This window comes from Streptomyces sp. KM273126 (assembly GCF_004337435.2).
Taxonomy (GTDB): domain Bacteria; phylum Actinomycetota; class Actinomycetes; order Streptomycetales; family Streptomycetaceae; genus Streptomyces; species Streptomyces acidicola.
In genome coordinates, this window is record NZ_SJXB02000001.1 from 6,351,508 (window position 1) to 6,363,641 (window position 12,134).

Consider the following 12,134-nt stretch of genomic DNA (forward strand, 5'->3'; position numbering starts at 1 on the left):
GGAGTCGGTGTCGGGGCTCGGAAGCGCGGTGGCCGCGGGCGGCGCACACTGGAAGGCGGGTGGCGGGAAAGTGGGTCGTGGTTGGTGCTCGTAGGGGGTGTCGGCCGATGTCGCAGACGCAGGGAAAGAGAACCCTCACCCGTGCGGGACTGTGGCGATGGCGCCGCAGCCCGCTGAGACGGGGCAGCGACCTCGTGGAGGCGTGGGTGCTGCTGGTGGCCTGGGTGCTGGGCGTGTTCGGCGGTGCCCTGGTCGGGGTGACGGCTGCTGAGGCCGCGGGCCAGGCCTTCGAAGGGCAGCGGGCCGAACGCCACGCGGTGGCGGCCACGGTCGTCGAGAATGCCAGGAGCGCCGTCGACGCCAAGGGCGCGGCGTCCCGGCGCGTGGCGGACGACGACCTCGCCTGGGTCACCGTCCGCTGGAGGGCGACGGGCGGCGTGGAGCACACGGGTCGCACCCAGATGGCGCCCGACACCCGGCCCGGGACCCACGTCACCGTATGGACCGACCGGCACGGATTCCTGACGGCGCGGCCGCTCGCACCCGCCGAGGCGCAGGTGGAGGCGGCCATGCTGGGCACGATGGCCGGGGCCTTCTCGGGTGGGGCGGTATGGGCCTGTGCGTACGGCGTACGCGAGCGGCTGGACCGGCGGCGCATGGCGCAGTGGGACGAGGAGTGGCGCCGCATGGACACCCGGTGGGGGCGGACGACGGGGTGACGTCGATCGGCGCCGATCCAAGCGCCCGATCGCGCCCGATCCGCGTGCCGAACCGCGGAGCCCCGGCCGGGCCGGTCCTCGCCTGTCACATGTGCGCCCAGAACGACGCCACCCAGCCGCGCACGAGTGCTCGCCGAAGCAAATCGGTCATGTGCGTGGCTTGTTGCCGCGATCTCTCCAGGCGTGGGCGGATCTGCATCCGTGGGCCGGTTAGGATCACGGCGTGGTTACGGCTTGGTTACCCCTGCGCATGGCGCGGGCCTGCTCCGGTGCGGGTCCGCTGTTGCGTCTGCTGGCTCTCGCCGCACTGCTGTTGGGTGTCGTCCTCACACACGGAGCGAGCCCCGACGGCGTCGCGGGGCAGCTGGTGACCAGCGTGGCGGCGCCTTCCGCCGGTGCGGCAGAGAAGGGCCACGGCGCGACGGACGCACACGGCTCCATGCCTCCCACCGCGAAGGACGAACGCCACCGCGACCACGCTCCATCGCATCCGGTCGAGCACTGCGCCGCCGGACAGGCGTACCAGGGTCCGGCCCTCACACAGCCGTGCTTTGCAGTGTCGGTTGGCGAACTGATCAGCCCTCGGCGGGCCGTGGCACACCGCAGCCCCAACGAGCCGGAGCTCTCCGTCTCGTCGTCAGGAAGCCTCAGAGCAGCGGTCGTTCAGCAGGTCTAGAGCCCGGCGAACTCATCCTCTCCGGCTGTTCCGTCCCGCCTTCGGGGCCAGTGTCCGGGGCCGACTCCCGGGTTTGACCCCGGTCCGAGCCCGAGCTCTGGTCCGAGCCGGCGTCCGACGGACAGCAGGACCGTTCGCCCCCACACCCCCGACTCATGCCCGCTGCCTCCGCGCGCCATGGCTCCCGCCGTGGTGCCCGAGAGCGCGGGCGCCCGGAGGATCTGTTGCCGACCCTCACCCGCATGCCCGCACGCACCACCCGCGGAACCCCCACCGCATCGCGCCGGCTGTGCCGGCTGATGGCTCTCGTGCGTGGCAGCCTGCTCGCGGTGATCGGCCTGTGCGCCCTCGTGCACGGCCCGTCCGACGACACGCAGGCGCCGGCGCGTGCCGCCGTGCCGACGTCCACGCCCGTCGTCCCCCCAACCACCGTCACCGTGGCGGGCGATGAGGCACCCCATGGTCCCCATCGCCATCACGGCGTCGACAAGTGCACGGCGGACGGAACCCTCCGTACAACCACCACCGCCGCCGCGGCCGAGCAACCACCCGCCGCCGCGGGGGCGGTGCCGCTCGCCGGTGTTCTCACGACCGTGAGGCGTCGGCGGTGTCGGCTCTGCGGACGCCGAAGAGCACGTACGGGACGGACGGTGCTGGTTCGCACCTCACGCTGGCGGATCTAGACCTCTCGCCCGCAGCCGACCGCACCGGCTGCCGCGCCCACCGGCCGGCGGGCAGGACCGACCGACCTGCCGCCCCGAGGCCGTGGCGCGAGATGAGCACGCGCACGCATTCATCGAGCGAGAGCGAACGGACATGCAGTCACTGACGAACGCAAGCACGACCATGAACAACGGCACGACCATGAACAACAGCACGACCATGAAGACCAGCACGACCAGCGACACGAACACCGCCGCAACCACGGCCACGAACACGAACACCCCTGTCACGCCCAGCCGTTCCGCCCTGTCGGCGCTGGTCGGGGACACCCCGCTGCTGCGCGTGTCGGAGCCCCTGGCCCCGGCGGGCCGCGGCTTCTGGGCGAAGCTGGAGGGCTTCAACCCCGGCGGCATCAAGGACCGGCCCGGTCTGTACATGGTCGAACGGGCCCGCGCCCGCGGGGACCTGCGCCCCGGCGGACGGATCATCGAGTCCACCAGCGGCACCCTCGGCCTGGGCCTCGCCCTGGCCGGACTGGTGCACGGCCACCCCGTCACCCTGGTCACCGACCCCGGTCTGGAGCCGTCCATGACCCGGCTGCTCAGTGTCTACGGCGCCCATGTCGACATCGTCGACGAGCCCCACCCCACGGGCGGCTGGCAGCAGGCCAGGCGTGACCGGGTCGTGGAACTGCTGAAGGAGCACCCGGGTTCCTGGTGCCCCGACCAGTACAACAACCCTGACAACACCGCCGCGTACACCCCGCTGGCCCTCGAACTCGCCTCCGAACTGGGGCACATCGACGTCCTCGTGTGCAGCGTGGGCACCGGCGGGCACTCCGCGGGCATCGGCCGGGTGCTGCGGCAGCTCTACCCGGAGATCACGATCGTCGGCGTCGACACCATCGGCTCGACCATCTTCGGCCAGCCGGCCCGGACCCGGGTGATGCGTGGCCTCGGCTCCAGCATCTATCCGCGCAACGTGGCGTACGACTACTTCAGCGAGATCCACTGGGTCGCCCCGCACGAGGCGGTGTGGGCCTGCCGGAAGCTGGCGGCCTCGCACTACGCCACCGGCGGCTGGAGCGTGGGTGCCGTTGCCCTCGTGGCCGGCTGGCTGGCCCGCACCATGCCCGCCGACGCGCGGATCGCGGCGATCTTCCCCGACGGGCCGCAGCGCTATCTCGGGACGGTGTACGACGACGAGTACTGCGCCCGGCACGGGCTCCTCGATGTGCCGCCGCCCCCGGAGCCGGAGCTCATCGGCCGCGCCGACGAGAGGGAGGTCGCCCGCTGGACCCGGTGCACCGACGTCGTCGACCCGCTCGTCCTGCGCACGCCCTCGGAGGAGGAGGGCAAGTGAAGGGGACTTTCGCACAGCTGCGGTCGTACGAGCGCAGCGTCCAGCTGCTGATGGTGAACCAGTTCACCATCAACCTCGGCTTCTACATGCTGATGCCGTACCTGGCCGCCCACCTGTCCGGAACGCTCGGTCTGGCCGGCTGGCTCGTCGGACTCGTCCTGGGCGTACGGAACTTCAGCCAGCAGGGCATGTTCCTCGTCGGCGGGACACTGGCCGACCGGTTCGGCTACAAGCCGCTGATCGTCGCCGGATGCGTGCTGCGCACGGTGGGCTTCGCGACGCTCGGGCTGGTGGACTCGCTGGCCGCGCTGATCGTCGCGTCGGCCGCGACCGGTCTCGCGGGCGCGCTGTTCAACCCGGCGGTACGCGCCTATCTCGCGGCGGACGCGGGGGAGCGCAGGGTCGAGGCGTTCGCCCTGTTCAACGTCTTCTATCAGGCGGGCATCCTGCTCGGCCCCCTCGTGGGCATGGTGCTGACCGGGGTGGACTTCCGGATCACCTGTCTGGTGTCGGCCGGGATCTTCGCGCTGCTGTCGGTCGTGCAGATCCGTGCCCTGCCGACCCGCAGGGCTCAGGACCGCGAGGAGCCGGCCGAGGAGGGCCGCGAGAGCGTGCTCGCCCAGTGGCGGGGCATCCTCGCCAACCGGCCGTTCCTGCTCTTCTCCGGCGCCATGATCGGCTCGTACGTCCTCACGTTCCAGGTCTATCTGTCGCTGCCGCTGGAGGTGCGCCGGCTCGGCGGCGACGGCGAGTTCGGTACGGCTGCGGTGGCGGTGCTGTTCGCGGTCTCCGGGCTGAGCACGATCCTCGGCCAGACGAGGGTGACGGCCTGGTGCAAGGCCCGGTACGAGCCGGGTCAGTCGCTGACTCTGGGGCTGGCCGTGATGGGCCTGGCGTTCGTGCCGCTGCTGGCGGCCACCGCCGTGCCCGTCCCGGAGTCCGGCGTGGGGCTGTGGCTGCTGGCCGCGGGGCCGCCCACGCTCGCCGCGCTGCTGCTGGCGGTCGGCACGATGATCGCGTACCCCTTCGAGATGGACACGATCGTCCGGCTCTCCGGTGACCGTCTCGTCGCCACGCACTACGGGCTCTACAACACGATCTGCGGGATCGGCATCACGCTCGGGAACCTGCTGACCGGCGCGGCACTCGACGCCGCCCGCGAGGCGGGGATGCCCGCGCTGCCCTGGATCTCGCTGTGCGCGCTGGGCGCCGCCTGCGCGGCCGCCCTGTACGGCCTGCACCGTACGGGCCGGCTGGCGACTCCGGTGCCGCAGCCCGCGGCTGTGTGATGCGGCAGCGGTGAGGAGAGGGGGCGGGCGCCGTACGGGGCACCCGCCCCTGCTGGGCACTTGCCCCTGCCGGGCACTCGCCCCTGCCGGGCACTCGCCCCGGTGCGGGGGTCAGCCGTTCAAGCTCTCGTCGTACGGGTCGCGCGGGGCCTTGACCGGTCTGGCCTCGGTGGCCTTGAGGAAGGGGATGACGCCGTCGTTGACGGGGTCCTTGACCTGTTTGCCGGTGTAGGTGCCGGTGACCTCCAGCCAGGTGTCCGGCCGCAGCACGGGCGGGAGTTCCCCGGACAGGCCGACCTTGACCGGCTGGGCGTCGGCGGCACAGCAGTTGAGGGTCATGCGGACGAGGTAGGCGCTGCCGTTCTCGTCGAGGGCGAGGAAGCCGGTGAGCTTGACGTGACGGTCCCCGAGGGAGCGTCCGTGGTCGTAGACCGCGCGTCCGGCGTAGTCGGCCAGTTCGAGGCGGAGCGGGTCGCCGGCGGGGAGCTTCGGGTAGCCCCAGGGGGCTTCCTGAAGCGCGGTGCCCGCGCGCATCGCGCTGTAGGAGCCCAGGGCGGGCGGGGCGACCAGGATGAGGGCGACAAGCGGCAGGACGAGCAGCCAGGAAACGTGCGGTTCGTGGTGGACGTGGCCGCCCTCGTGGCCCTCATGGCCCTCGTGCGGCTCGGGCTCGTCGCCGTCGGCCGGGCGGGGGCGCCGCCGGCCGTACCAGATCGTCGCGGCGGCCGCGGCGATCAGGACGACGCCGGCCAGGAGCAGCAGCGGCTGCAAGCCGGCCTTGACGTACCGGAGATAGAGGTCGGTGAAGCCGGCGCGCAGCACGGCCACGCCGACGAGGAACAGGATGAGTGCCTGGGCCTGGCGGTTCACAGCAGCACCGCCCCCACCAGGACCGACACCAGCACGGCCAGAACGAACGTGGCGGGGGCGAAGCGCAGTGCGAAACCGCGGCCGAACGTGCCCGCCTGCATCGCGAACAGCTTCAGGTCGATCATCGGCCCCACGACGAGGAACGCGAGCCGGGCGGTCAGCGAGAACTGCGACAGGGACGCGGCCACGAACGCGTCCGCCTCGGAGCAGATCGACAGCACCACGGCGAGGATCGCCAGGGCGAGCACCGCCAGCACGGGGTTGTCGGCCGCGCTGCGCAGCCAGTGCTCCGGTACGACAGCCTTGAGCGTGGCCGCGGCCATCGCTCCCACGACGAGGAAACCGCCGGCGTGCATCACGTCGTGCCGTACGGACCCCCAGAACGCGGCCCCCTTGCCGAGGCCCTCCGTCGCCGGGCGGGCCGGAGGCCGCAGCCAGTCGCTGCGGCCCAGCCGGTGCCACAGCCAGCCCATCGCGCAGGCCACCAGCAGACCGGCCACGAACCGGGCGAGGACCATCTCCGGGTCGCCGGGGAACGCGACGGCGGTGGCGGTCAGCACGATCGGGTTGATCGCCGGCGCGGACAGCAGGAACGCCAGCGCCGCCGCCGGGGTGACGCCCCGCCGCACCAGTGCCCCGGCCACCGGCACGGACGCGCACTCGCAGCCGGGCAGCACCGCCCCGGCCATTCCGGCGACCGGCACCGCGAGCGCGGGCTTCTTCGGCAGGGCGCGGGCGAAGAACGACGGCGGTACGAACACCGCGAGCGCCGCCGACAGCAGCACACCGAGCACGAGGAACGGCAGGGCCTGCACCACCACCGCCACGAACACGGTCATCCAGCTCTGCATCACCGGAGCGGCGAGCGCCCCGCGGAGCGGCCCCTGCAGGACGACCACCAGGAGCAGCAGCATGGTCAGGGCGAGGGGCGAGTTGTGTTGTCGGCTCTGCTGCTCGTCCTCGTCGTGGCGGTCGGCGCGGGGCGGCGCTGCCCTGGTCACGGTCACGGAATCGGGTACCTCCGGCGGGGCAGGGCATGGTGGGGCGGTTGCCCTCCCTTTCCAGTACGCCGGTCACGGTACAGCCGCTCAACTCGCGTTCCGCGTAGGGCAGTAGCGATTTCGTGGGGGCCGCCCGCAACCCCAGCGCGGGCGGCTCCCCACGGTCCTCGGACCGCGGCCGGTCCCACGGCCGTCGGTCCGAGGAGGTCAGTCCTCGGCCGTCACTCCGAGGAGGTCATTCCCGGGCCGTCAGCCCGACGAGGTCATCCCAGGGCCTCGACGATGCCGTCCCACAGCCGGATCCGCGCCTCCAGGGCGAGTTTCGCCGTCTCCGCCGCCTCCTGCCAGCGCGTGTCGGCCTCGCCGCAGAGGTCGGCGACCATCTGCATGGCCATCGGGGTGTGTTCCTCGCCGTCGACCTCGATGTGGCGGGCGAGGTAGTCGCAGAAGAGGGGGAAGCGGTCGGTGCCCTCCTTCTTGATCACCTGGTCGAACATGTCCGGGATGAGGTCCTCCCGGGAGAAGGCGAACGCGGCGGCCCGGCAGTGCAGCGGCCGCTCGGAGATGATCTCGAAGGTGGTGCGGACGAATTCGGCGGCCGGGGCCGGGACCTGGGCGACGCGCAGCGCCGCGGGTACGTCGTGGCCCTCCTTGACCAGGTCGAGGAAGGTGTCGATGCGCGTGGTGTCCGCGTCCGCCTCCGCCATGCCCGCGCGGTACAGCTCGAAGTGGCTGGTGAAGCCGCCGTTCAGTTCGTCGCTCTCCTCGACCAGCACGATGTCGTTGATGAGCCGCCGGCTCACTTCCGACCCGAGCGGCACCCAGGGGACGTCCACGCAGGTCAGTTCCCGCTGGAGGGACTTCAAAAGCGACATGAAGTCCCACACCGCGAACACATGGTGTTCCAGGAACGTCGCCATGTCCGCACGGCTGTTCATTCGCTGGTAGATCGGGTGCGCGGTCACTTCCTTTCGGGTGGGTTCGATCGCCGCGCGGGCCCGATCAATTCCCTCGTGGTTCATGTTCCAGTCGTAGCGGGACATGGCTCTCCTTTGCTTTCTTGCCGAGCCGGATGGTGATCGTGCTCCTTCCTTTCCTGGCCCGGCAACCGCTTTCGGGAATTCCGAGGAAGTTACCAGCGGTATGGTTCGGCAGATGGCGTCAAGCCGGATGAAAGGATGACATAGGGTTCCGTTTCGGACAGCTGAAAATTCTTCGTTGAATCTTTGAACGTGACGTGGTTGTTATCCGTACTCGACGGGGTGAGCAGGAATCCCGTTACCGTCACCGTGGCGTATCACGTGGTGCCGGGCCGTGAGGCCGACTTCCATTCCTGGGGGTGGGCCGTGCTGCGCGAGAGTGCGCAGCAGCAGGGTTTCCTCGGTGGTGGCGTACTGGTCGACGGAGAGGCTGACTGGCATGTGGTCTACCGCTTCGACAGCGATGGTTCGATCCGTGCCTGGGAGAACTCGGTCACCTGGGTGGAGTGGGCCGCCCGGCTGGAGGGCCTCGGACGGGAGACCGGCCGGCGGACCATGAACGGCTCCAAGGCGTGGTTCGACTCCCAGGCCGTGACTCCGGCCGCACCCCGTCCGCCACCGAAATGGAAACTTTGGTTCGTCAACATGAGTGCGGTCTTCCCGCCCGTACTCCTTTTCAATCTGACCGTACTCCCTTACCTCGAAAGCGTTAATCCTCTTTTCCGCACTCTGCTGCTGTGCCTGTGCGTGACAGCCATTGTCACGTGGATTCTCATGCCGCGACTGCAGCGTTTCTTCAAGAAATGGCTGTACCCGCCGCTCCAGGCGCTTCGCGGACGGCACAAGCGACGGGCCGCCTAGGTCCGCGAACGATCAAAGGGGGGTGGGCGGGTGAAGACCCTGCTCATCGACAATTACGACTCGTACACGTACAACCTGTTCCAGTTGATCGCCGAGGTCAACGGTGAGGAACCGGTGGTCGTCCTCAACGACACCCCGCCCGACGGCATCCCGGACCTTGGGGAATTCGACAACGTCGTGGTGTCGCCGGGACCCGGACACCCCGCGGAGCCGCGGGACTTCGGCATCGCCGCACGGGTCATCGCCCGGTCCACGGTCCCCGTCCTCGGTGTCTGCCTGGGCCACCAGGGCATCGCCGTGGGGGAGCGGGGGAACGTGGCTCCCGCACCCGAGCCCCGCCACGGGTACCTCTCCACCGTCCGGCACGACGACCGGGACCTGTTCCAGGGGCTGCCGCAGAACTTCACCGCGGTCCGCTACCACTCGCTGGCGGTGAGCGAACCACTGCCCGAGACCCTGGAGGCCACCGCGTGGTCCGAGGACGGGGTGGTCATGGGACTGCGGCACCGCACCCGGCCCCTGTGGGGAGTCCAGTTCCACCCCGAGTCCGTCCTCACCGACTACGGCCACCGGATGCTCGTCAACTTCCGCAACATGACAGCGGAACGGGCCTCAAGGCCGCGTACGAAGAACACCGCCGTCACCCCCTCCGCGGCCGCTATCCCCCGTCAGCGACGGTCCCCCAGCCCGGCCTACCGGCTGCACACCCGCCGTATCGCCACGGCGATCGACGCCGAGGCCGCCTTCACCCGCATGTGCGCCGACGCGCCCCGCGCGTTCTGGCTCGACAGCTCCCAGGTGGAGGAGGGCCGCGCCCGCTTCTCGTTCTTCGGCGACGGCAGCGGCCCCCTCGCCGAGTTCGTCCGTTACGACGCCACCGCCGGGGTCTGCGAGGTCGAGCGGCCCGGACTGCCCCCGCGCAAGGTCCGGGCGAGCATCTTCGACTACCTGAAGCGGCAGCTGACGACCCGCCGCGTCGACGGGACCGGACTGCCCTTCGACTTCACCGGCGGCTACGTCGGCTACTTCGGCTACGAGACCAAGGCCGACTGCGGCTCCCCGAACCGCCACCGGGCCGAAACCCCCGACGCCTGCTGGCTGTTCGCGGACCGGCTGATCGCGGTCGACCACGAGGAGGGCTGCACCTACGCCGTCTGCGTCGCCGAGGACACCCCCCAGGCCGCCCGCGAGGCCGCCGACTGGCTCGACACCGCCACCGCCCAGCTCACCTTCGTGGCGTCCGCCGATCCGACCCCGGCCCCGCCCACGACCACACCCACCGGGCCGAAGCCCGCCGCCGAACCCTGGCTGGTCCGCGACCGGGCGACCTACCTCGCGGACATCGAGGCCTGCCGGCGCGAACTCAGGGCGGGCACCAGCTATGAGATCTGCCTCACCAACGCCGCCCGGTTGCCCGTGCCGTACGACCCGTACGACTACTACCGGGTGCTGCGCCGACTCAACCCGGCACCGTACGCGGCCTTCCTGAGGTTCGGGGACCTCGATGTGGCCGGCTCGTCACCCGAGCGCTTCCTGCGGATCACCCGGGACGGCATCGCCGAGGCCAAGCCCATCAAGGGGACCGCGCCGCGCGGTGAGACACCGGACGAGGACCTGCGACTGAGGGACGAACTGGCCGCGGACGCCAAGACACGCGCCGAGAACCTCATGATCGTCGACCTGCTCCGCAACGATCTCGGCCGCGTCTGCGCCACCGGCAGCGTCCGCGTCTCCCGCCTGATGGCCACCGAGACGTACGCCACCGTGCACCAGTTGGTCTCCACCGTCGAGGGACGGCTGCGCGACGGCACCGGTGCCGTGGACTGCGTACGAGCCTGCTTCCCCGGCGGATCGATGACTGGCGCTCCCAAGCTGCGCACCCTGGAGATCATCGACGAACTGGAGACCGAGGCCCGCGGCGTGTACTCCGGAGCCCTCGGATACTTCGGGTGCAGCGGCGGCGCCGACCTCAACATCGTCATCCGCACCGCCGTGTTCACCGGCGGCCGTATGCACCTCGGTGCCGGCGGCGCGATCGTCCTGGACTCCGACCCGGCCGCCGAGTACGACGAGATGCTGCTGAAGACCGCGGCCCAGATGCGGGCCCACCAGCACACCGAGCGCTTCGGCCTCCCGGCCACCGCTGAGGAGCACGCCCGATGACGACACCGCAGTCCACCCTCGTCCCCGCCGACATGGCGGCCCCCGGCAACCTCGCCGCCCATCTCGCCGCGCTCGCCGAACGCCGCGAGTGGACCCACCGCATCGCCTTCCACCAGGGCCACCGCGCCTTCACCCACGGCGAGGTGCACGACCTCGCGGCCCGCGCGGCCACCGTGCTCGCCGACCACGGAGTGCGACCCGGCGACCGGGTGCTGCTCGCCCTGCCCGACTCCGTGGCCTGGGTGGCGGCCTTCCTCGCCAGCGCCCGGCTCGGTGCCGTCGCCGTCCTGGTCAACCCCGAACTCACCCCGCCCGAGCACCAGTTCATGGCGGAGGACACCGAAGCCGCGCTCTGCGTGACCGGACCCGGACTCGACGACAACTTCCCCCGCCGGACCCGCCTCGGCGCCGACCAGCTCATCGCCCTCACGACGACCGCCGAACCGGCCACCGACGCCCACCCGGTCGACGCACACACCCCGCTCTACATCCAGTACACCTCCGGCACCACGGGCCACCCCAAGGGAGTCGTCCACTGCCACGGCGACCCGAAGACGTACCACGACCTCATCGGCAGGCGGTTGCTGCGCATCACCGAGGACGACGTCACCCTGTCGGTGTCCAAGCTGTACTTCGCCTACGGCTTCGGCAACGCCTTCGTCTTCCCGCTCTTCTCCGGCTCCTCCGCCGTCCTGGTGGACCGCCGGCCCACCCCCGCCGCCGTGGACGAGATCGTCGCCCGGCACCGCGTGACCATGCTGTACTCCGTGCCCTCCGCGTACGCCGCGCTCGTCGCCGACCGGGGCAACGGGCACGAGACGTGCTTCGCCTCGGTGCGGGCCGCCGTGTCGGCCGGCGAGGGCATGCCCGCCGGTCTGGGCACGCAGGTCACCGAGCTGCTCGGCGCACCTGTGCTGGAGCAGATCGGCTCGACCGAGGCCGGGCACGCCTTCTGCGCCAACAGCTTCGAGCACAACCATCCCGGCACCGTCGGCCGCCCCGTCCCCGGCTTCGAGGTGGAGCTGCGCGATCCCGCGGGCAACAAGGTTCCGGACGGCGAGGAGGGAGAACTCTGGGTACGGGGACCGACGCTGACCCCCGGCTATCTGAACCGCCCCGAGGAGTCCGAGCGCACCCTGGTCGGCGGCTGGCTGAACACCCGGGACCGGGCCCGCCGCGAGACCGACGGCACCTTCCGGCACCTGGGCCGGGCCGACGACATGGAGATGGTCGGCGGCATCACCGTCTCCCCACTGGAGGTGGAGGCCCTCCTGCGCAGACATCCGGCGGTCCGGGAAGTGGCGGTGGCCGCTGTCGCCGACGAGCGTGGCGCCAGCCGGCTGCGGGCCTTCGTCGTCCCCGCCACCCCAATCCCGGCGGGCCTGGAGGCCGAACTCATCTGCCTGGCCCGCGAGAAGCTCGCCGCCTTCAAGGTCCCCCGCAGCGTCAGCTTCGTCCCGTCCCTGCCCCGCACCCCCACCGGCAAGCTCCGCCGCCACCTCGTCCGCGAGGGCGCGTGGTGACCCGGCCTCCCGCAGAAAGGATTGGGC

General features: G+C 71.2%; 11 protein-coding genes. 8 read left to right on the plus strand and 3 right to left on the minus strand.

Features of this window, described 5'->3' with window-relative positions; all coding sequences use genetic code 11:
- Positions 1–107 precede the first annotated feature (107 nt).
- The 5 genes from E0500_RS27145 (at position 108) to E0500_RS27165 (ending at position 4,709) form a co-directional block, all read left to right on the plus strand.
- Positions 108–719, plus strand: a complete 612-nt coding sequence (locus E0500_RS27145) for a hypothetical protein (RefSeq protein ID WP_131557529.1) — start codon at positions 108–110, stop codon at positions 717–719.
- A 223-nt stretch (positions 720–942) separates the two neighbouring features.
- Positions 943–1,395, plus strand: coding sequence for a hypothetical protein (locus E0500_RS27150; protein ID WP_131557527.1), 453 nt, complete (start codon positions 943–945; stop codon positions 1,393–1,395).
- A 242-nt stretch (positions 1,396–1,637) separates the two neighbouring features.
- The gene (locus tag E0500_RS27155) at positions 1,638–2,078 is read left to right on the plus strand and encodes a hypothetical protein (RefSeq protein WP_258572947.1); all 441 of its coding nucleotides are present in this window, start codon (positions 1,638–1,640) and stop codon (positions 2,076–2,078) included.
- Positions 2,079–2,277: 199 nt separating this feature from the next.
- Complete coding sequence (locus E0500_RS27160) at positions 2,278–3,420, plus strand: PLP-dependent cysteine synthase family protein (RefSeq protein ID WP_165934816.1); 1,143 nt, start codon at positions 2,278–2,280, stop codon at positions 3,418–3,420.
- A complete protein-coding gene (locus E0500_RS27165; RefSeq protein ID WP_131557523.1) occupies positions 3,417–4,709 on the plus strand; it encodes an MFS transporter in 1,293 nt (430 codons plus the stop codon). The genes E0500_RS27160 and E0500_RS27165 overlap by 4 nt, the downstream gene beginning before the upstream one ends.
- A gap of 111 nt (positions 4,710–4,820) precedes the next feature.
- Here the strand turns inward: E0500_RS27165 and E0500_RS27170 are convergent, their stop codons facing one another.
- From E0500_RS27170 to E0500_RS27180, 3 genes are all read right to left on the minus strand, one after another.
- Positions 4,821–5,579, minus strand: a complete 759-nt coding sequence (locus tag E0500_RS27170) for a TIGR03943 family putative permease subunit (protein WP_131557521.1) — start codon at positions 5,577–5,579, stop codon at positions 4,821–4,823.
- On the minus strand, positions 5,576–6,586 hold the full coding sequence (locus E0500_RS27175) for a permease (protein WP_131557519.1): 1,011 nt from the start codon (positions 6,584–6,586) through the stop codon (positions 5,576–5,578). The genes E0500_RS27170 and E0500_RS27175 overlap by 4 nt, the downstream gene beginning before the upstream one ends.
- Before the next feature lie 257 nt (positions 6,587–6,843).
- On the minus strand, positions 6,844–7,623 hold the full coding sequence (locus E0500_RS27180; protein WP_165934808.1) for a DUF3050 domain-containing protein: 780 nt from the start codon (positions 7,621–7,623) through the stop codon (positions 6,844–6,846).
- A 183-nt stretch (positions 7,624–7,806) separates the two neighbouring features.
- Between E0500_RS27180 and E0500_RS27185 the strand changes: the two genes are divergently transcribed.
- From E0500_RS27185 to E0500_RS27195, 3 genes are read left to right on the plus strand one after another with little or no spacing between them, the layout of a single operon-like run.
- A complete protein-coding gene (locus E0500_RS27185; protein WP_131557517.1) occupies positions 7,807–8,421 on the plus strand; it encodes an antibiotic biosynthesis monooxygenase in 615 nt (204 codons plus the stop codon).
- 30 nt (positions 8,422–8,451) lie between these two features.
- A complete protein-coding gene (gene pabB / locus E0500_RS27190; protein WP_131557515.1) occupies positions 8,452–10,584 on the plus strand; it encodes an aminodeoxychorismate synthase component I in 2,133 nt (710 codons plus the stop codon).
- The gene (locus tag E0500_RS27195) at positions 10,581–12,107 is read left to right on the plus strand and encodes a benzoate-CoA ligase family protein (RefSeq protein ID WP_131557513.1); all 1,527 of its coding nucleotides are present in this window, start codon (positions 10,581–10,583) and stop codon (positions 12,105–12,107) included. Before pabB ends, E0500_RS27195 begins: the two co-directional genes overlap by 4 nt.
- The last annotated feature ends 27 nt before the right edge of the window (positions 12,108–12,134 follow it).